Source organism: Rhizobium sp. N621 (genome assembly GCF_001664325.1).
In the GTDB taxonomy this organism is placed as follows: domain Bacteria; phylum Pseudomonadota; class Alphaproteobacteria; order Rhizobiales; family Rhizobiaceae; genus Rhizobium; species Rhizobium esperanzae.
The window spans coordinates 603,567-623,173 of the sequence record NZ_CP013499.1 but is presented as its reverse complement, the minus strand read 5'-3'; the positions used below and the strand labels follow the sequence as shown (position 1 = coordinate 623,173).

General features: G+C 59.6%; 14 protein-coding genes and 3 pseudogenes. 10 read left to right on the top strand and 7 right to left on the bottom strand.

All coding sequences use genetic code 11. The annotated features are described in order from the left end of the window. The first annotated feature begins 6 nt into the window (after window positions 1-6). The 5 genes and pseudogenes from AMK00_RS29910 to AMK00_RS33390 form a co-directional block, all read left to right on the top strand. Window positions 7-216, top strand: coding sequence for a cold-shock protein (locus tag AMK00_RS29910; protein ID WP_064813232.1), 210 nt, complete (start codon window positions 7-9; stop codon window positions 214-216). A 172-nt stretch (window positions 217-388) separates the two neighbouring features. Next, window positions 389-757 carry a DUF6481 family protein gene (locus AMK00_RS29905; protein ID WP_064813229.1) on the top strand — a complete coding sequence of 123 codons (369 nt, stop codon included), beginning with the start codon at window positions 389-391 and terminating at the stop codon, window positions 755-757. Between the two features lie 65 nt (window positions 758-822). Then, window positions 823-1,887 carry a fatty acid desaturase gene (locus AMK00_RS29900; RefSeq protein WP_064812984.1) on the top strand — a complete coding sequence of 355 codons (1,065 nt, stop codon included), beginning with the start codon at window positions 823-825 and terminating at the stop codon, window positions 1,885-1,887. A 62-nt stretch (window positions 1,888-1,949) separates the two neighbouring features. Further along, window positions 1,950-2,237, top strand: coding sequence for a hypothetical protein (locus AMK00_RS29895; protein WP_064812982.1), 288 nt, complete (start codon window positions 1,950-1,952; stop codon window positions 2,235-2,237). 30 nt (window positions 2,238-2,267) lie between these two features. Further along, window positions 2,268-2,680, top strand: a pseudogene (locus tag AMK00_RS33390) (GSU2403 family nucleotidyltransferase fold protein); the annotation flags it as partial. Here the strand turns inward: AMK00_RS33390 and AMK00_RS29890 are convergent. Both AMK00_RS29890 and AMK00_RS31715 read right to left on the bottom strand, forming a co-directional pair. Further along, window positions 2,595-2,843 (bottom strand): annotated as a pseudogene (locus AMK00_RS29890) (type II toxin-antitoxin system HicB family antitoxin); the annotation flags it as partial. The pseudogenes AMK00_RS33390 and AMK00_RS29890 sit on opposite strands and share 86 nt — an antisense overlap. Then, a pseudogene (locus AMK00_RS31715) lies at window positions 2,840-3,101 on the bottom strand (type II toxin-antitoxin system HicA family toxin). The pseudogenes AMK00_RS31715 and AMK00_RS29890, both read right to left, overlap by 4 nt. Window positions 3,102-3,476: 375 nt before the next feature. On the opposite strand from AMK00_RS31715, the gene AMK00_RS29885 reads away from it, so the two are divergent. Beyond that, window positions 3,477-3,890 carry an NAD-dependent epimerase/dehydratase family protein gene (locus tag AMK00_RS29885; protein WP_064812980.1) on the top strand — a complete coding sequence of 138 codons (414 nt, stop codon included), beginning with the start codon at window positions 3,477-3,479 and terminating at the stop codon, window positions 3,888-3,890. 73 nt (window positions 3,891-3,963) lie between these two features. Here the strand turns inward: AMK00_RS29885 and AMK00_RS29880 are convergent, their stop codons facing one another. The 4 genes from AMK00_RS29880 to AMK00_RS29865 all read right to left on the bottom strand — a co-directional run bounded on the left by AMK00_RS29880 (window position 3,964) and on the right by AMK00_RS29865 (window position 12,443). Then, window positions 3,964-4,179, bottom strand: a complete 216-nt coding sequence (locus AMK00_RS29880; protein WP_064812978.1) for a hypothetical protein — start codon at window positions 4,177-4,179, stop codon at window positions 3,964-3,966. Window positions 4,180-4,448: 269 nt separating this feature from the next. After that, window positions 4,449-5,075 carry a response regulator transcription factor gene (locus AMK00_RS29875; protein WP_010004392.1) on the bottom strand — a complete coding sequence of 209 codons (627 nt, stop codon included), beginning with the start codon at window positions 5,073-5,075 and terminating at the stop codon, window positions 4,449-4,451. A gap of 50 nt (window positions 5,076-5,125) precedes the next feature. After that, complete coding sequence (locus tag AMK00_RS29870; protein WP_064812976.1) at window positions 5,126-11,071, bottom strand: AAA family ATPase; 5,946 nt, start codon at window positions 11,069-11,071, stop codon at window positions 5,126-5,128. 748 nt (window positions 11,072-11,819) lie between these two features. Further along, the gene (locus tag AMK00_RS29865) at window positions 11,820-12,443 is read right to left on the bottom strand and encodes a CGNR zinc finger domain-containing protein (RefSeq protein ID WP_237350528.1); all 624 of its coding nucleotides are present in this window, start codon (window positions 12,441-12,443) and stop codon (window positions 11,820-11,822) included. 65 nt (window positions 12,444-12,508) lie between these two features. On the opposite strand from AMK00_RS29865, the gene AMK00_RS29860 reads away from it, so the two are divergent. The 4 genes from AMK00_RS29860 to AMK00_RS29845 all read left to right on the top strand — a co-directional run bounded on the left by AMK00_RS29860 (window position 12,509) and on the right by AMK00_RS29845 (window position 18,471). Further along, a complete protein-coding gene (locus tag AMK00_RS29860) occupies window positions 12,509-13,522 on the top strand; it encodes a DMT family transporter (RefSeq protein WP_064812973.1) in 1,014 nt (337 codons plus the stop codon). Window positions 13,523-13,785: 263 nt separating this feature from the next. Continuing rightward, window positions 13,786-14,289, top strand: a complete 504-nt coding sequence (locus AMK00_RS29855) for a PTS sugar transporter subunit IIA (RefSeq protein WP_064812971.1) — start codon at window positions 13,786-13,788, stop codon at window positions 14,287-14,289. 17 nt (window positions 14,290-14,306) lie between these two features. Further along, on the top strand, window positions 14,307-14,768 hold the full coding sequence (gene rnk, locus AMK00_RS29850; protein ID WP_082240399.1) for a nucleoside diphosphate kinase regulator: 462 nt from the start codon (window positions 14,307-14,309) through the stop codon (window positions 14,766-14,768). Between the two features lie 676 nt (window positions 14,769-15,444). After that, the gene (locus AMK00_RS29845; protein WP_064812969.1) at window positions 15,445-18,471 is read left to right on the top strand and encodes an alpha-mannosidase; all 3,027 of its coding nucleotides are present in this window, start codon (window positions 15,445-15,447) and stop codon (window positions 18,469-18,471) included. Window positions 18,472-18,686: 215 nt separating this feature from the next. Here AMK00_RS29845 and AMK00_RS29840 read toward each other — a convergent pair whose 3' ends face one another. Continuing rightward, complete coding sequence (locus tag AMK00_RS29840) at window positions 18,687-19,601, bottom strand: SMP-30/gluconolactonase/LRE family protein (RefSeq protein WP_064812967.1); 915 nt, start codon at window positions 19,599-19,601, stop codon at window positions 18,687-18,689. Between the last annotated feature and the right edge of the window lie 6 nt (window positions 19,602-19,607).

Genomic DNA, 19,607 nt, shown 5'->3' with positions numbered 1-19,607 from the left:
TTTATCATGACCACTGGCACAGTAAAATGGTTCAACGCCACCAAAGGCTTTGGCTTCATACAGCCTGACGACGGGAGTGCCGACGTCTTCGTTCACATCTCTGCCGTTGAACGCGCGGGAATGAGTTCAATCGTTGAAGGTCAGAAGCTCGGCTTTCAATTGGAGCATGACCGTAAGTCCGGCAAAATGTCTGCGGGGCAGCTCCAAGCGGCCTAAAAAGCTCCTATAGCCGCTGCGACCACGGACGTACTGGCGTGGCTGGCAAGGGCAGTTGAAGGCCAGGCAGATGTCTGGCCTTTTTCATTCAAGAAGACCGAACAGCGCCCGCCGCTCGTACCGAGACTTGAAGCGCAGCGGCATGCGCTATCCTGTTGGGCAAGGACACCGATTGAAACACCAAAGTGACAACAGCTTTTCAGAACGTCGTAAGTCCGCCGAAAGCGCCAGACGTCAGCTAATTGCAAAATTTGAGTCGGCTCCAAAGCCGACAGACCCTGTAATGCAAGAACGCTTGGCGGCGCGCGAAGCAGTTGCTTCGGCCAGGACCGCGCGTCGCGCCGAGCGCGATGCGATGAAGGCGGTGGAAAATGACCGCCTCCTTCGGGAAGCTGCCGCATTAGCCGAGGTTGCCGAGGCTCATCACAGAGCAGAGGCGGAGGCTCGCCAATTGGAAGCCAATAACCGAGTCACCGATGAAGCGGCACGCAAGGCCGAGCGCGACCGGCGCTATGCCGCACGTAAGGCTCGTCGCGCTTGAGGCCGGAACATCCGATCGTGGCTCCTGCAAATTTGCATCGTCGTCCAAAAGGAATCTGAAAACCTATGAGAAGCCAAGCCGGCCAGTTGCACGAGCCGTTTGAAGACTCCGCCGGTGCGTGGCTGAGGATCCTCGCGAAGTACCGGCAACCGCGCTTTTGGCGCAGCGCGTTCGAGTTGTCTGTGACAGCTGTCCCGTTCGCGCTGCTATGGGTCGGCGCGTATGCCTCTTTGCTGCAAGACTTTTGGCCCGGCTACATACTGATCCTGCCAGCCGCCGCCTTCCTGCTCCGGTTATTCATGATCCAGCACGATTGCGGGCACGGTTCATTCTTCGCCCGGCGAAAGCTGGATACGTGGACAGGAAGGGCACTCGGCGTTTTGACACTAACGCCTTACGATTATTGGCGGCAAACACATGCGGAACATCATGCATCTGCTGGCAATCTTGATAAACGTGGCATCGGCGACATCACGACCTTGACGCTCGAGGAATATCGCGCCCGTTCTCGAGTCGGGCGACTCGCCTACCGACTTTACAGGCATCCGATCGTCATGTTGGGCATTGGACCCGCCTGGCTCTTTATCTTCAAGCAACGCCTGCCGATCGGGATGATGCAGGCGGGAGCCCTGCCTTGGGTTTCCACGATGGCCACGAATGTAGCGATCGCGATCGTAGGCGGCCTTGTAGTATGGGCGATTGGACCTATCCCCTTCCTGCTGGTTCATCTGCCCGTCGTTCTGCTGGCAGGGGCAGCCGGCGTCTGGCTATTTTATGTCCAACATCAGTTCGAGGAAACGCACTGGTCGAAGACCGGAGAATGGAAATTTCCGCAGGCCGCTCTTCACGGCGCGTCACATTATGATCTTCCGCTCGTGCTTAGATGGCTGACCGCTAATATCGGCATCCACCATATCCACCATCTTTCAAGCCGCATTCCGTATTACCGGCTTCCGGAAGTTCTGCGCAAACACCCCGAGTTGGTGGCCATTGGCCGCATCACCCTTTGGCAAAGCCTTGAATGTGTCCGGCTTGCTTTGTGGGATGAACAGAGCGGCAGGCTCATCTCCTTCCCGGAGGCCGAGAACCTCGGCCTGTCGAAATCTGACCGCTTTATGCGGATCGTTTGAATAGCATGTTAGGATCCAAGTTGAGCACGACCGCCAGAACAAGTCCCAATACGGCCGCTTTGATGGTCGCTTTGACGCCTCCCCAGATCAGAGGCCTGAAACTTGCAAGGGATGGGGACCTGTACCTTCAGGAGAGCAAGAAGTGGACGCATCTCGATGCGACGATTACCTTCGCCAAGGGCGATCGCTTTCAGGAGCGGCCGATCAAAATCAAGTTCGTGACAACGGCGACAGTAGGCGAATTGAGAACCAGCGGTCTTCTCAAGACCCTCGATCCCGGCGCCGACCCAGACATCTCGCCGCACGGCATCACGATGGCCGGAAAGATGTGGCTGCTGAAGCATAAATAGACCCAATCAGTTGCAGCGCCGGCGACAGGAGAACCCGTCAGGACAATGCTGCTCCACCGGAGCGGTGTCCCAGTCGTCGTCCCTGATCGTCCCGGTATGCAGTCCACAAACTGGTAGTCGCCAGCCGCCGACACACTGACGGGCAGGGGCTGGCGGAGCGCGAGGGGAACGTACGTCAAGCTGCGCTGCTCTTTGAAGTCCTGCAGCAGACAAGGCGATCTGCCGACTTGGCGTTCGTCCACAATGAAGCATAGAAGCGCGGGCTTGCGTGACAAGAAAGTATTCGAACCCGGGTGGGAATGCTGGCGGCAAAAGATGCCGTGCGGTTCAGCACGTATCCTGATCGTGGGCAAAAAACCGATGGACTTCGGGAGCGACACGAACCATCATCTTCCCAGAAGAGGGGCGCTGAGGCTCTTTGCCGATTTTCCTGCAGGTCTTGAGGTAGTCATCGACTGCCTCATGGAAGGCTTTCTTGAGTTCAGCGACACTGTCACCGTGAAAGCCGATTACATCGGAGATACCTGCAATCTTGCCGAAAAACACATCGTCCTCAGCGTCGAATCCGATGCAAGCGTGAGACCCGTTGTAGGTCATGGTGTTCATGGCGTTATTCGAATCTGCATCAGGAACTCGCGAGCATCGCGCACCTGATAACTCTTTGCTTCCTTGTCCGGATGAGGTCGATGGAAGCTCGCAATGATCCCGTCTTTTTCAAACTTAATGCGGGAACCGTTCCTCTCAATGACGTCGGCTCCGGCCACAAGCAGATTCTCTATAGCGGCCCATCAACGGTTCCCGAGACCGGGTCCTTGAATACGCCGCAAGGGTCTTTCTCTGCTTGCTGTTAACGCTAGCAAATATAGAGACGCTTGCTGGTTATGCAGGCAAAAACTGAACAGCGTCTTGAATTCATCCCAAAGATCGAATGCGGGGCGCGGGCCGGGCAACAATAATCACGGGTAGGCTCGGTTCTCGTTGCCGACAATTAACGGGTCGCCGGCTCGAACAGGTTCAACTGCTCAGGCTTTGTCATTCCAGGCAAGCGCCGTTGTGAGACCGTCTTTCGTGCATCAGTCAAGCCGCCGGCATTGAGCAGACGCGATCTAGGAACTCAAGCACTCGGAATTGCTTGCTTGACGCATTTCAAATGTTATCCAGGCATTGGCACGAGGAAGGGCGCTGGAACGAAATCCTGCACGCACAGGTTCGGGGCTTCTGAGTGCGAAGGTCGTCCGTATGAAAATCCTTGTTACCGGCGCAACAGGACTTGTTGGCAGTGCCGTTTGCGCCCGGCTAGTGGCATGCGGACATGATATCATCTGTGTGGTGCGTCCTGGAAAACGGCCGGTTGAAGGCACCGGCAGTTGGGTCGAAGTCGATGTGGCCAAAGCAGTGGCGCCGTCTGCCTGGCTGCATCATCTCGAGGGAATGGACGCCGTCGTGAATTGCGCCGGGGCACTGCAGGACGGAGTGACCCACAACATGGCGGGCGTCCACGCGCAGGGACCGGGAGCGCTGTTTCGTGCATGCGAGCAATCCAGTGTACGTCGAGTCATCCATTTCTCGGCAATTGGAGTGAATCGGCAGCAGCCATCGACGTTCTCGCGCACGAAGCTTTCCGGCGAAATGGCCCTGATGAGGGACCTTTAGAGTGTCAGCGCCCTCTATCGTCCTCCCGTCACAGTCTATAGGACGAGGGGTCGGCTGGATGGCAATCGAACAGTTACTGTCGTCTTTGATCGTGGTGCTCCCTCTGGGCGGGCGCAAGGATAGCATGGGATTCTGCACGGTTCAGCGTGTTGACCAATTCTTCGGCCTCGTCGGCGGTAAGCATGTCCATAATGAAGCCATTGACGAGAGCCTTTCGGTCTGAAACCGTATCGATTACCGTCCAGTAGATGTTGAGGTTCTTCTGCAGGGCGTATCTCTGGTTTTGCATGAATGATACCTTTCCTTGGTCTTTCGGTTACTCGCGTTGCGTCAACATGATGAGCGTCCGTCCAATGGTAGGTACCCGCGGACCGGTGCAAATTCTTTGCACCTAGACCGATGACGTCCGTCCTGTCTCTGCAAGTTTTTCAGCTGGTAAGAGGATAAAGCCGGGGGCCTTCGGAGCGTATTGCCCAATTTGATAAGCGACTCGCCGAATTGGCGCCCCGACTATCCATCCATGGCGGACGCCCGATACTTTGGTCTAGATGCGTGAGCCTACCTGACCCACGACGGCTTCGTCGACAATCCGAGGCCGTCCGCCATCCGGACCAGGTCAACGAGAGATCTCGCCTGCATCTTCTGCATGACGTGGCCGCGATGAACCTTGACGGTCACCTCGCTCAGGCCCACTTGAGCAGCGATTTGCTTGTTGACGCTGCCCGCGACCACCAGGTTCATGATCTCGCGCTCGCGCGGCGTCAACGAATCATAGCGGGACCGAAGCTCGGCAATGAGCGCGACTTCCTGCCTGCGAGCGCAATCGCGCTCGATCCCGGCATAGGCGGCATCGAGCAATTCCTGCTCGCGCAGCGGCTTCGTCAGGAATTCGATAGCGCCGGCTTTCATCGCCCGCACAGAGATCGGAATGTCGCTGTGGGCACTGATGAAAATGACCGGAAGCTCAATTCCAAGGGAAGTGAGCATGCTCTGAAATTCCAGGCCGCTCCGCCCCGGCAGCCTTACATCGAGAATGATGCAGCCTGGAACGTCAGGTCGCTTGCTATCCAAAAACTCCTGGCTGGAAGCGAATGTCAGTACCTCAAGTCCAACCGAGCGCAGGAGATCGCCGAGGCCTTCGCGGACAGATGCGTCATCATCAATGATGTAGACAATCTCCTTCATCCATGTCCCCAAATTTGCGCCGGTCAGGCGGCGCCCCGGACATGGATCCATTATTTCTCCTCGGTTGGTAATGTAAACTGAAAAATGGCACCGTGGGGCGCGTTTGGCGTGGCCCAGAGTTGGCCCTTGTGAGCCTCTATGATCGAACGACTGATCGTCAGGCCCATGCCCATACCCTTGGGTTTGGTACTGTAGAACGCCTCGAATATATCGCCGATCTTCGCCAGGTCGAGAATAGGGCCGCTGTCGCGGACTGCCACTAAAACGGTATTGGGTGCTGCCTTTTCAGTGCTTACGACGAGTTCCCGCGCTCCTTTTGGCGTCGCCGCCATCGCGTCGTTGGCGTTCATGATAAGGTTCAGGATCACCTGCTGGATTTGCACTTGGTCCCCTACGATCGGGGGCAAGCCGTCGGAGAGGTTTGTACGAAGCGCCACCGCACTGCGTTCGAGGTCCGTGGACACCAGCGCAATCGTCTCGGACACGATATCGTTGATGTTCAGCCGGTCCCTGCGTTCGGGTGATTTCTTCGCCATTGCCCGAATCCGATCGATGACCTCGGATGCGCGAAAAGCGTCGCTGATCATGCGCTCGATGGCACGACGGGCGGAGACGATGTCACGGGGATCCGCGCCGAGATAACGAAGGCAGGCATTGCCGCTGCTGACCAGTCCGGTGAGCGGCTGTCTGACCTCGTGGGCGATGGAGGCTACAAGTTCTCCCATCGTGGTCAGCCTGCTTACATGAGCAAGTTCTGCTCGCGCAAGCTGAATAGCATCCTCGGCCTGCCTGCGGTCGGTGATGTCACGCGCCAGCGAAAGACGAAACCATTGCTCGTCCTGTCGGAATTTGCCGACCCGAACCTCGACCGGAAACGTTGTTCCGTCCTTACGCCGGTGGAGCGTTTCGAAAGTCATTGGCTGTCCTGCGTCGACGCGATCCACCAAGGTCGCAAGCGCCCTTTCGTCGATAGCTCCGTCAAAGTCGCGCGGGTGCATGCCAATCAATTCTTCGCGGCTGTAACCCAGGCTTTCACAGGCTTGGCGGTTGACGTCTATGACGGTTAGATCGTCGGTATGGAGGAAAAAGGCATCGGTGGCATGGTCGACGAAGGTCCGAAAATGAGTTTCGCTTACTCGCAGCCTCTCCTCTGCTTTTTTGCTCTCGGACAGGTCGAGCACGAATGCCACGGCCTCGCTGCCGGCCCCCTCGAAACTTGCCTCACCGATCATCACAGGTACGTGACCGCCGTCCTTTCGCTGGTACACCTTTTCAAACGGGCGGACGCTGCCGGTCACTCTCAACTCGGCTTCGGCTTCGGCGTCACGTTCGCGCCATTCCGGCGGTGTCAGCTCTTTATCGAGGAGCTGACCCGCCAAGAGTTCGTCACGGCGGTAGCCCAGCATTTGCAGGAACGCCTCGTTGGCTTCGATTATCCGGCCGCCGATATCTCGGATAAAAATTCCGATGATGTTCGCTTCGACAAGCCGGCCTATTCGCGCTTCACGTTCTGCCAGGTCGCGGTAAAGTCCGGTGATTTCGAGCGTGCTGGCGGCTTGCGAGGCGATCAGCTTCAACACCGGAATGCGCCCCGGCGCGAAGACATGGCCCGCCAGTGTGTTTTCCAGATACAGCGCACCGATCAGCTTCGCATGATTGATCAGCGGCAAACAGAGAATGGATCTGGCCGCGCGATGGCGGATATAGGGATCGGCCGCAAAGGCGTTTTCAGCCGACGCATCATCGAGGCTGACGATTTCCCGCATACGCAGGACGTAATTGAGAACTGCTTCCGGCATCACGCCGGTGATGGCCTCATTGCGCAGCTCTATGAGGACCGCTTCGCCGCGGATCGTTGCCTCAGCGGCAATCCGCGGTTCGCCGTCACGCGACAGTATCAGAAGGCCACGTTCGGCTCCCGCCTGCTCGACGGCCATCCGCAGCACCGTATCGATCAGCTTCTCGACGACGATTTCGCTGGAGACCGCTTGCGACACCTTGATGACGGTGGCGAGGTCGAGATGCTCGATCGGCGCTTCGATCGTGCTTGTTGCAGCCGGTGCCGATTGTCCATCCCGCAGTTGGGGATAGGTTTCCTCGAGCTGCCGCACCTTGCCGTCGGCTCCCCACCTGAGATAACAGCGACGGGCGTTTTGAAGATAGAGGCGAGCAATCTGATCAAAGCCGCGCGCCCGGTAAAAGGCGGAAGCGCGCTCATACGCGATCGCTTCATCGTGTGGGAGCGCGTGCGCATTCGCCAACTGGATCGCCTGTTCATAGAGGCGCTCGGCATGCAACTCACGGCTTCCCAAGCGGGCGATCTCTGCGCCAAGCAATGTTGCGCGGCTTGCGAAATTCTCCGGACAGTGCGCGGCCCAAGTGTCGAGCTGCCGGCGGTGAGCGCGTATGGCCCTGCGATAAAGAGCTGTTTCGGTAGTCGATCCTTCTAAAGCAGAGGCCAAAGAAAGGCCGGTGTAGAAGTGATATTCCGCCCGCTCGAAAATAGCGGGAGTCATCCAGAGGAGGCTTTCTGCTTTCGCCGCTGCAGAAAGTGCTGTGGAGGTATCCCCGGCAAATACACATGCCTGTAGTTTTCGGATCCAGTACAGGCAACTACCCGGCTTGCCGTCGGTCTTAAGTTCGAATTGCTGCTCGTCGAATCCTTCATCGTTGAAGCATCCGAAGATTGGCGTCAGCCCGCGAAGCGTTCGGATGAGTTGGAGCTGCCCGCTGATGAAACCGACGGCGACTCCGAAGCCGGCCTGACGCGCGAATTCCAGGCCGGCTTCCGCATCGCGCTGAACCTGCGAGAGGGGCTCGCCAGCTGCCAGAAGGTAAGTCACAAGGTTATTCCGGCTTAAGACGGCGTAGGTGAGGTCGCCGACCTGCTGTGCCGTTTCGAATACGCGCTGCGCAAGCGCACGGCCTGTGCGGACGTGACGCGACGATGATTTTGCAAGGTTGCCGAAGGCGAGGTAGACCCGTGCCTTCAGGCGTTCCATTCCAGGCTGTTCCGTCAGGTCCAGTCCGAGAAGGCCGAACCGAAAACCGGCTTCATAGTTGCCAAAATAGGGCCCGAGCACCGTGCCCACAGCAGTGAAGGCGTAAGGCGATGTGTCGCTGTTGCCGTGCTTGAGGCTGAGGTTGCCCATTCTCCCGATAACGAGGCAGCGCAGATTCTCGTTGGTAAACAGGGCCGGAGTAACAAGTGAAGTCAGAACGTCCATGGTCGCGAGCGCGACAGGGTCCGCCATTGGGGGCGAGTTAAGCAGCGCTTCGACGGGGCGGCCCCCGAGTTGTCGCCAAAGCCGCGCGTATTCCTGGCGCACCTGGCTTCTGGTCGGGTGCGACGACCACGAAATGCCGACCCGGTGCAGGTAGTCGAGGCCGAATATGATGGCTTGATCGCTTCGACCAAGGCTCATGAAAAGGTCGACGCGCAGGCGCGTGACGCGGGCCAGATCGGCGAGGCTGGTGGCTCGGCTTGCCAGTTCCGCGAGGCGGGCCTGCGCCTCCGCCGGTGAGCCGGTCAAGAATTCGCATTCAGCCCTGTGGAGTTCGAGGGTGAAAGCGAGTTCGTATCGGCGCTCCCAGGCATCGTCCGGCAGGTAAGCCGCACCCGTGCGGGCATAGGCAAGCGCCGATTCGTATGCAGCCGAAGCCTTGGCGCGGCGAGTGGCAAGCAGGTTCAAGTTCGCGAGACGCTCGCGCTCTTCACCGGGCGCAATGAGCGCGCCGCCGCAGTTGAGTTGGCCGACAATCTCGAAAATATTCTCCTCGAGTGCCTGCGGCGGTGTATGCATGAGCAGAAGGCGGCCAATGGAAAGATGCGATGCCGCCCGCTCATCTTCAGGGATCAGCCCATACGCGGCCTCCTGAACTCGATCGTGCAGGAAGCGGTATGATGACCCCTCTTCAAGCAGCACGAGTCCGGCCCGCGCCGCAGCCCAAAAGGCCGCATGAACCGCGTCGTGATTTTCGCTCCTGATCAGAGCCAGGGTGTCAACCGCCGCGTGATTGCCGAGACATGCTAGCGTGTTCAGGGCAGCCTGCGTGGTATCGGGCAGGCGCCGCAGCTTGCTTAGCATAAGATCCACGACGTTATCGGTATAGCCTTTGGCTCGTATGCGATCGAGATCCCAATCCCAGTGCGTCTGTTCGCGATTGAATTCGAGCAGGCCTTCGTCCGGCAGCGTGCTCAGGAACTGGAGCGCGAAGAAAGGATTGCCTCCGCTCTTCTTGTGCACTAGCCGTGCAAGCGGCTGGGCACGCTTGCTTCCGCAATGAAGAGCGTCGGCCACCATCCGGGTCAGATCTTCAAGCCTAAGCGGTGTCAGTACGATTTCATGCACTTGGCCACCGGCCTCCCGGATCGCTGTCAGCCGGCGGATCAGCGGATGGGTGGACGATACTTCGTTGTCGCGATAGGCGCCAATGAGCAGCAGGTGATGCATATCCTGCTGGGTGCACAAATCTTCAAGCAGATCGAGCGTTGCTGCGTCCAGCCATTGGAGATCGTCTAGAAACAGCGTGAGCGGATGTTCTGCTGTGGCAAACACTCGCAGTAGGCGCCTGATGTTCAAGTGGAAGCGGCGTTTGGCGTCCTGAGGCGGCAGATCCGCGACCGCTGGAAGTCGGCCGATGAGAGATTCAAGTTCCGGAATAAGCGTTACTATCAGCCGACCGCTCGCGCCCAGTTCCTCAGTTAAAGCAGCGCGCCAGGGCGCGAGTTCCGCTTCACTCTTGCCCAGCAGCACTCGGACGAGGCCTTGCAGGGCCTGCGCTACGCTCGCATAAGGAATGTGACGCTGGTTCTGGTCGAATTTGCCGGAGGCAAACAGCCCACGCGGCGGCACGAGCGCGCGGTGGAGCTCATTCACGACCATGGATTTGCCTACGCCGGCATGACCCGAAACCAGCACCAGCGTCGGCCCAGCACCCGCGACGACCCCGTCGAATGCGGAGGTTAGGGCGGCGATCTCGCGTTCGCGACCGTAAGGCCGCTCGGGAATCACCAGTCTGTCCGGCACATCGCGCGTGCCGAGCGGAAAATCTGCGATCCGCCCATACTTCTCGCTCTCGACGAGGGCACGTCGCAGATCCGCCTCTAGGCCGGCGGCCGTCTGGTAGCGTTCCTCTGCGTTCTTGGCGAGCAGCTTCATCACGATTGCCGAGATAACGCCTGGCAGCTCTCTTACACGCTCGGACGGCGGCACCGGTCGCCTGGCCACGTGGCAGTGCACCCATTCCATCGGCTCCGAAGCAGTGAACGGCAACTGGCCGGTGATCATTTCGTAGAGCGTGATGCCGATGGCGTAGAGGTCACTACGCGAGTCAACCGATCGGTTCATGCGCCCGGTCTGTTCGGGCGCCATATATGCGAGGCTGCCAGCAATGACCTCAGGGGGCTCGGCGGCCTGGCGCTCACGAGAAAGATGCGAGGCCACTCCGAAGCCCGTGAGACGGACTCGCCCTTCCGCCTCGTCCGCCAGTATATTCGCCGGCTTGATGTCCCTGTGAATGAGGCCGCATCCGTGAGCCTTGCCGACTGCCGCCGCAATGCCCTTGGCAAGATGCAAAAAGACAGTGAGTTCGCCGGCCATGCCACGGCTGTGCCGTCCCATCAACTGCGGAAGGGGCACGCCGCCGCAATCTTCGAGGACGAGCACGGTACGACCATTTTCGGTTTTGAAATCCAGCGGTTTGGCTGCCCACTCCCGGTCGAGTTCGTCTTTCAGGCGATATTCGTGGGCCAGTCTGTCGAGGCTGGTTCGACCGGGATGTTCGGCTGCGAGCTGCACCCTCAGAACGGCTTTTGATGCGCCGTTGTCGCTCCGGATCAGCTCTCGTGCAAAGATGCGATCGCCGTCACTCCAGGAGGATTGTGGATCGTGGTACCGAAGGTCAGTCGAAGTCTGCTGGCCGATGGAAGCGAGAGCGCGCTTCCGTCCGAACATCTTCCTGGTCTTCTGCGCATCTTTGACCGTGTCGTCCATGGCACACCGCTCGCTTCGATGCTGCCCGCAAACCATCTGAAGTGCAGGCATCGCAGATCCAATCAAGCTTCACCGACTTTCCTCTCATGTCAACGAGCCTATGCTTCGGATTATTGAGGCGGTCGCATCTCTGCGGATCTTCCTCCGACTGAGGTTCCAGTGCATGTTGTCAGGGCAGTTCCGCGAAGAGCAAAGCTCGGCAATGCGGTTTCATGCTTTAAGAGGCGCCGCGCCGGCAGGGGTGAAGGTCTTGCGGTCAAGCAAAACGCCGGCGCGGCAAGTCGGCCCGTGATGGGAGGGCGTTTCTTTTAGGGCCGTTGCGAGGTTAACTCTGCCTGGGGCACCCTCGCTATTATGCCGAAGTATATTTGCTTAGCCCTTTCGCCCGATTTCCTAAACCAGACCAATTATGCCGGAAGTATCAGATCGCCCCTGCCTTGAGAGCAGCACCGTCTCGATCCCGAGTTTTGACATCTTCTCCGGTCGCCGGCCCGACGCCGTGGAACCGGAGAGTGGCGGTGAGAAGGCGTTTGCCTGCCTACCGGCATGGAACCAAGAATACCGCCGTCGGCCGGCCGAACGGGAGCTCAACGCGCTTCAGATGGCGCGCATTATGCTCGAACGCGTCGGGGGAAGGCGCCGCAGCATCTTCCTGGTGCTAGCTCGATTTTTACCACTCGCGCCTCCGTCAATCTGCCGATCTGCGGGGCGCTCAAGGCTTCCTATACCGATGAACTCACGGCCATCATCAACGGTCGTCGCCGTGGGCGCGAAAACGCTTCACTCGGCTGTGTACCCCGCAACTTGCCTCCGAGCACCATCGCCGCCGACCACCCTTTGAGCGATCAACGAAGAGCCAACCGCAGTTATCGCCCTTGCACTCACGCACGCGACGGCGACCGCTCCGGTTGGTCAATAGATCAGTAGCAGCGATAGCGAATAGGTGAAAAATATCGGACGGATTGTCAAAGGGGAGTGCCCAGACGAAGTTCTGATTTGACTTTAGGAGGGTCTGTCTTGCGCGGCCTGCTCTCGCCATTTCTACCACTGTACTCAATGCTGGCTCGGGATAAGGAGCATCGGTATCCTCGGCAATGAACAGGGTGTAGATAGTTTCTCTAAGCCTTATCAAATTCGCCAGAGCGTCTTCTGCCTTGCCGGGATCGACCGCCGCGCGTTCCCTCAAACCTGCCAATCCCCTTGCATCGATGAGCTGAAGCCTTTCAACGAACGCCAGCACGTCATCGAACGACCGCAGGAAATCGGGCCCCCAACGGCCGCGGCGGCTGTCGACGGTATTTACCAGTTCAAGGGCAGGATGGCCGCCGCTCAGACGCATGTCGAATATTGATGAGGCCATGGTGCGGAACAAAAAGCAGGTCGCCAGATTGTAACGGTATAAATATTGTTTACTCGTTACAGAGCAAGGGCCCCTCTATGTCTCCTCGCAAGAACGTGATCAAGTTCCTCATTCTTTGCCTCGTCTGGGGTCTGACGTGGATCGCCGTCAAGACCGGTATCGAAACCGTGCCGCCGATGATGTTCGCGGCGACCAGGTTTCTTTGCGCCGGCCTTCTGCTCTCAGGCTGGTCGCTGCGGTCCTGTCGCATACCGTTTGCGGCCGGTGAAGATTTGGTCAGGCTTGTCATTGCAAGCCTGTTGATGATCACACTCTGCTACGGTCCGCTGGTTTGGGGTATGCAGTTCGTTGCATCCGGGACAGCCGCCGTGATCGAAATGTCACTGACGCCTCTGGCTCTTCTCGGGTTCGGAATATTGCTGGGCGAGGAACGCTGGAGTGGCGCCCGGGCCTTTGCGATGATCATCGGCATGATCGGCCTCTCATGCCTGTTTTCACCTACACTCGAATTTACCAGCCTTTCCGGCACCGCCGGCATTGTTGGACTTCTTGCGATCAGCTGGAGTGCAGTATCGTCGGCCTGGGGATCTGTCTTGGCCAGGCCGCTTATCACCCGTTACGGCAGCACCTTCGTATCCGGCTGCACGACACTCATCGGAGGTGGAGGTCTGTTTTTTAGTTCACTGGTCTTCGAGCCCGAAGCAACCGCAAGTCTGCAGGCACCGTGGAATTGGCAGGCAGTCGCGAGTTGGCTGTTCCTCGTCCTCTTCGGATCGCTGATCGGTTACAGCATCTATCTTCAGCTTATCCGTGACATCGGACCCGCCCGGGCGGGCAGCTTTGCGTTCGTCTCACCCATCGTTGCTGTCGCCGTCGGCGTTATGATCGCTGGCGAGGCTTTGTCTGCGGCGGGGATGTTCGGCATGATCCTGATGCTGCTGGCAGCGGCCATTTGTCTCTATGGCTACCAAGATTCGTCGAGAAGCAGCCGACACGATGATGCAGAGGCGGACGAGGGGTGCGCCTTAGAAGTCGCCGTCGAACTTCGATGCAATGGGCGGCAAGGAGAAGCAGCCCGCCGGATCCGCTGAGTGATCTGTCAGAATGAAACGCTGTGGCGGGGCCAAGGCGTTCCGGGGGCCGAGCTTGATTTCGACGATTCAATCCCCATGTTCAACTTATCATGAATATTGTCGTGACACGGCGAGAGCCCCAACGCCTCAAAGCAGGCCTCTGACCCGGACGCGAGCTCCACTGGCGCCGCGTCCGGGTAGCCAGTTTTCAATCAAAATGCGAGACCCGGATGCAGTGAATGCACTGCGATCGTGCTCGCATGCTCGGCTAAGAGGCGACGATGATGATGTTCGAAAACCTTCCGGCAGAAAATGTGAATCTTGACCTTGTGACCAAGGGCAAGCATTCCGCGCTCTCCAAGATCGCTGCAAAAATTGCGCGGCGAACCGCACTTGACCCGCGGATGGTTCTTCGCGCCATTTGGCTGCGAGAGAGGCTCGGCTCAACCGCGATTGGCCGCGGCATAGCTGTCCCACACGCGTTCGTGCAACCCATCTCGTCGCCTGTGACCTGGTTTACGCGATTGGCTCCTCCGATAAATTTCAAAAGTCCCGACCTCGACCCCGTCGATCTTGTCTTCACAATCCTTTGGCCGCGCTCGGAGGTCCACACGTTTCTGGCGGCGCTGTCCCAACTGTTTCGTCTCGTCCGGGTGCCTCTCTTCCGAGAGGAACTTCGGCTGGCGCGATCCCCCGACGAGGTGATTGCGATCCTGCAGGGCGAGGCGTGGGCAAACAACCAGATACCGCCGGCCGCCGCCGCTCCACGGGTCGCGGTAAACTGAATCAGGAGAAGCAAAGAATGAAAGCACAAAGCCGGACCCTACGAAAGCCTCCAATCGCAATTGGCGACACGGATTACCGGCGATTGAACAAACTTGCGCTCGCCGTGGCTGATCGCCTTCCCGAAATTTCAGATGGCCTTCTTCTTGAGCTCGAACGCGCACGCGTGGTTCCGGACGGCTCAATCCCTGAAAAGGTCGCCCGGATGGGCTCGACGATCGAATATGAAACCGATGCCGGGACTCAGCGCACAGTAACGCTTGTGTTTCCGGAAGATGCCGACATTTCCGAGGGAAAGATATCCGTACTGACGCCCATAGGCACTGCCCTTATCGGCTTATCCGAGGGCCAAAGAATGAGCTGGACCGCACGAGATGATAGTCAGCACACGCTAACGGTGTTGGCAATTTGCGGACATAGGGTGGGCGCTAAGGGGTGCCGGTTGCTCCGCAGCGTCAAAAGGTCTTGCGGGAAGCCATGATCATCGCTGACTTTTGAACCCGTTCTCGTCGGCTTAAGCGCGGTCGCCAAACCGTGCGAGAGCAGCGGCAGCAGAATTCCGGGCGATCTGCTGTTCGCGAGGAGGTAGGCATGCGGCAAGCGCCTGCCGCTGACGCATCGGCTCTTTACCGTCAGGCCGCCGCGTCCCAGATTCTAGGAGTGGAAAGATTTGAATCCTTCACCGATAGTACCGAGCTGGGACAACAGACTTCCGAGTCACATTTCAACCAATTCCACGGCTCGATGCGCTCCTGCGCGTGATCGCGCGGTGTATATTTCGCCTGCGCCAACTGATGGTGAGCATGTTTCCGCAGCTCTCTGACGTCGAGATTGAATATTGCTGGGGGGCCTCGTCGGGTGGACCAGCTCAGGCGGGAGACTCCCTCACCATGCCTGATCTGGCTTCGTCTGATCGGACGCGCAGACATCCCGGCTCCTGAACACCGCCCCAGCCAAAGAGTTTCGCTAGACTAGCAGATCGGCGATCTCGGACAGAAGATCTTTTGCGGCTTGACGCCAAATCAAAGTTACTTAATCTAAGTGTCGACAGGACCTGATGGGAGGAGGGCCTGCATTCGAGATCCTATCGCATCATCTTCATCTCCCAAAGCCATGATTTTCGATCGCGCGCCGCCGATTTTTGAACAGGATAAGCCATGCCGCTCACCATCGCCCAACGCCTCGACAGTCTGAAGGTCCGGATCGCCGAGCTCGCGCATTGGCGGGACCGGCATAGCAGCACGATCGATGGCTGGACCTTCGAGGGCGAGCCGATCGCCCATCACCAGCACTGGCCGCATCGTGACGGTGTCGTGAATTTTGCTGCGAGCGCCGAAGCGCCGGCGAACTGGCGGCTCGAAGATATTCGCCTGCAGCTCGATCTCGGTGGCGAGAGCCTGATCACACTCAGCTATCCCGATGGCCAGAGCGAAACATTCGGCCTCGATCCTTATCACCAGGAGTTCCCGGTGAAAGGTCGCCGCTTCTCGATTGCGACGGAAAGCGTCGCTCGCTTTCCCTTCGGCGAGCCCAACCGCGCTCCGAGGCTCAACAAAGCCCGGCTGATCTGGCTCGACGGTCCCGTTCACCGCCTGCATCTTCTCCTGAAGCAGATCGCCGAGGCGATTGGCGCGCTCGGCGAGCATGAGGTTGTGCCGCATCTGCTCGGCGCCGCGGAGCAGGCCTTGCGCAGCCTTGACTGGCCGTCGGATACGGCGGCCTACATCTCCCGCACGTCGGGCGCCGTCATGCAGCAGAAGATCTGGGAGCTGCCGGAGCTTGTATCCGATCCGGCTGGTCTCTCCGACGAGCAGAGCGCTTCGGCGGCTTCTGCCTTCGAGACCCTGACGGTGCGGTTGAAGGAGCTACAGAAGCGCTTCCCACCGAATGGCGAACTGGTGCTGACCGGCCATGCTCATATCGATCTCGCCTGGCTCTGGCCCTATCGCGAAACGCGGCGGAAGATGCGGCGCACCTTCAACACGGCGCTGTCGCTGATGGAGCGCTCCGAGGATTTCCGCTTCAATCAGTCGACCGCCCATTATTACGCGCAGATGGAGGAAGAAGATCCCGAGCTTCTCGAGCGTATCAAGAAGAAGGTCGCCGAGGGCAAGTGGGAAACCGTCGGCGGCATGTGGGTCGAGCCCGACACCAATATGCCGACCGGCGAAAGCCTCGCCCGCCAGGTGCTCTACGGCCAGCGTTATTTCGAAAAAACTTTCGGCGCGCGCCACACCGTCTGCTGGCTGCCGGATTGCTTCGGCTTCTCCGGCGCGCTGCCGCAGATCCTGAGACAGGGCGGCATCGACAGCTTCTTCACCATCAAGGTCAATTGGAGCGAGACCAACCATATCCCCTCCGATCTCTTCTGGTGGAAGGGCCTCGACGGCAGCCAGGTGCTGACCCACACCTTCGACAATCCGATGCAGGGCTATAACGGCTTCGTCCAGCCCGATTGCTACTTGCCGACCTGGAAGAATTTCCGCGGTAAGACGCAGCATCACGCTTCGCTTCTCGCCGTCGGATACGGCGACGGCGGCGGCGGCGTGACGCCCGAGATGGTGGAGCGCGAAGTGCAACTGCGCGATTTTCCCGCCATTCCGCAGGCCCGCTGGGGTACGGTCAAGGGCTTCTACGAGCAGGCCCATCGCAGCGCTTCAGAGAAGAAGCTTCCCGTCTGGGACGGCGAAATCTATCTCGAACTGCACCGCGCCACGCTGACGACGCAAAGCGGCGTCAAGCGCAAGCACCGCCAGGCCGAACGCGCGCTGATCACCGCCGAAACGCTCGCTTCGCTCGCCCATATGCTCGGCGCCGAAAAGCCGAAAAGCCTGGAGGCGGATTGGCGCGTAGTGCTGAAGAACGAGTTCCACGACATCCTGCCAGGGTCGAGCATCCGCGAAGTCTATCAGGATGCGGAGCAGGAACTCGGCGGCGTCATCGACCATGCCAAGGCCGAGCAGGCCAAGGCCTTGCAGGCGCTTTCGGCCAATCTGCCGAAAGGCGGGGTCACTGACGCGCTCATCGTCGTCAATCCCTCACTTGCGCCGCGGCCCGTGAGCGCGACACTTGCCGACGGCACGACGCTTTCGGCCGCCGAGATCGTCGCTCCCTTGTCGGTCGCCGTCTTCGACAGGCAGGCACTGACGCCGGCGGGTGGGCTGAAGGCCGGCACCGATCGCCTCGAGAACGATCATCTCTCGGTCGTCATCGGCAAGGACGGAGCCGTTGCCAGTCTCATCCACAAGGCGAGCGGCCGCGAAGCGGTCGATGGCTCCGCCAACCAGCTCTGGATCTATCCGGCCGATAAGCCGCGCAACTGGGATGCCTGGGATGTCGACGCCGATTATGCCGAAAAGGGCGTCCGGCTCGAGGCGCCCGAAAGCATCAGTCTCGTCGAAAGCGGCCCGCACCGCGCGGCAATCCGCGTCGTTCACCGCTACCGGCATTCGAGTGTCACGCAGACCTACGTCTTGACGGCCAATTCGAAGCGGCTCGACATCGAAACAACCATCGACTGGCACGACCGCCGCACCCTGCTGCGCACCCTGAACCCGGTCGACGTCAAGGCCCGCAAGGCGACCTTCGAATGCGCCTTCGGCGTGGTTGAGCGGGCGACGCATACGAATACCTCCTGGGAGCAGGCGATGTTCGAGGCCGCCGCCCATCGCTTCGTCGACCTCAGCGAGCCGGGCTTCGGCGTGGCGCTTCTCAACAATGCCAAATACGGCCACAGCGCCCGCGGCAATGTGATCGGCATGAGCCTGGTGCGCGGTCCGATCTATCCCGATCCGCTGGCCGATGAAGGCGAGCAGAGCTTCACCTATGCGCTGATGCCGCATGAGGGCGCCTGGCATGACGGCGGGGTGCTCGACGAGGCGCTCGACCTGAACCAGCCGCTTGTCACGGCGGAAGCCAGCGGCCTCTTGGCCGGCACCTTCGCCCCGCTCGCCGTTGACGGTATTCCCGTCGCCTTCTCAGGCCTGAAGCCGGCGGAAGAGGGCGAGGGCCTGATCCTGCGCCTCTACGAACCGGCGGGCCGCCGCGGCCGGCTTTCCATCGGCCTGCCTTCCGGATGGAGCGCATCGCAGCCGCTCAACATTCTAGAAGAGCCGATGGAGCGCAAGGGCCCCGCCGACATCATGCCCTTTGAGATCCGGACCTGGAGGCTGCACAGGGCCTGACTCTGATTTACGAGATGACGCACCGCCGCGCGATGCGGCGGGCGTTTGTCAGCGAGGTCCGATGACTCCGGATAACGGTCAGCAAGCGGAAAGACCTGATTCGATCCTTATCGTCTTATCCGCAGCATCTTAAGTAGACGGCAATCAGTTCGGCGATGTGAGCGGCAGCTTTCAACCCGCCCGGCTTGGCTCTCGTGAACGTGGCTATCACCGGCTCACGGCCTTTGAGCACCGCTCGTGGCAACATAGAGCGAATAAAGCGAGCGCGTTGCGGCTATGAACAGACGGTTGCGTCCGGGGCCGCCAAAGGTGAGATTGGCGACGGTCTGAGGGATGCGGATCTTGCCGATCAGTTTGCCTGCCGGATCGAAGCAGTGCACGCCGTCACCGGCGCTCGACCAGAGATTCCCATCGACGTCGGTCCGGATGCCGTCCGGAATGCCGTTGTCGATGTGGCAGAAGACGCGGCCGTTTTCGAGCCTGCTGCCATCGATCACGTCGAAGGCGCGGATGTGACGTGGCAGGCTTTCGTCGTGGCTTGCTGCCGAGTCCGCGATGTAGAGGATCATCTCGTCAGGCGAGAAAGCGAGACCGTTCGGCTGGATGAAATCCGTGACGACGGCCGCAAGTTTACCGGTCGCCGGATCGAGCCGATAGACGTTGCGCGTCGCCTGCTCGGGCTCGGCTTGATAGCCCTCATAATTCGACATGATGCCGTAGGTCGGATCGGTGAACCAGATCGTGCCGTCCGATTTCACCACCACGTCATTCGGCGAATTGAGCCGTGCGCCTTCGAAACGGTCGGCGAGCACGCTGATCGAGCCGTCGGTCTCGGTGCGCGTGACGCGGCGCCCGCCGTGTTCGCAGGAGACGAGCCGGCCCTGGCGGTCGCGCGTGTGGCCGTTGGTGAAGTTGGATGGCTGCCGGTAGAGGGAGACGCCGCCCTCGGGCGTCCATCGCAGTATGCGCTGGTTTGGAATGTCGCTCCACAGAAGCTGGTTGGCATCGTTGAACCAGACAGGACCCTCCGCCCAGCGGCAGCCCGAATAGAGTTCGTCGAGGCCGGCGCTGGTGACGATCAACTGCCGGAAGCGCGCGTCGTGGATTTCGTAGATGCTGGCCTCGGCCATGGCGGT

Excerpts from the sequence above, each read along its gene's own strand:
- AMK00_RS29855 (WP_064812971.1), top strand. The coding sequence starts at position 13,786 with ATGATGATGTTCGAAAACCTTCCGGCAGAAAATGTGAATCTTGACCTT.
- AMK00_RS29870 (WP_064812976.1), bottom strand. The coding sequence starts at position 11,071 with ATGGACGACACGGTCAAAGATGCGCAGAAGACCAGGAAGATGTTCGGA.
- AMK00_RS29900 (WP_064812984.1), top strand. The coding sequence starts at position 823 with ATGAGAAGCCAAGCCGGCCAGTTGCACGAGCCGTTTGAAGACTCCGCC.
- AMK00_RS29885 (WP_064812980.1), top strand. The coding sequence starts at position 3,477 with ATGAAAATCCTTGTTACCGGCGCAACAGGACTTGTTGGCAGTGCCGTT.
- AMK00_RS29840 (WP_064812967.1), bottom strand. The coding sequence starts at position 19,601 with ATGGCCGAGGCCAGCATCTACGAAATCCACGACGCGCGCTTCCGGCAG.
- AMK00_RS29880 (WP_064812978.1), bottom strand. The coding sequence starts at position 4,179 with ATGCAAAACCAGAGATACGCCCTGCAGAAGAACCTCAACATCTACTGG.
- AMK00_RS29860 (WP_064812973.1), top strand. The coding sequence starts at position 12,509 with ATGTCTCCTCGCAAGAACGTGATCAAGTTCCTCATTCTTTGCCTCGTC.
- AMK00_RS29875 (WP_010004392.1), bottom strand. The coding sequence starts at position 5,075 with ATGAAGGAGATTGTCTACATCATTGATGATGACGCATCTGTCCGCGAA.
- rnk (WP_082240399.1), top strand. The coding sequence starts at position 14,307 with ATGAAAGCACAAAGCCGGACCCTACGAAAGCCTCCAATCGCAATTGGC.
- AMK00_RS29895 (WP_064812982.1), top strand. The coding sequence starts at position 1,950 with ATGGTCGCTTTGACGCCTCCCCAGATCAGAGGCCTGAAACTTGCAAGG.
- AMK00_RS29845 (WP_064812969.1), top strand. The coding sequence starts at position 15,445 with ATGCCGCTCACCATCGCCCAACGCCTCGACAGTCTGAAGGTCCGGATC.
- AMK00_RS29910 (WP_064813232.1), top strand. The coding sequence starts at position 7 with ATGACCACTGGCACAGTAAAATGGTTCAACGCCACCAAAGGCTTTGGC.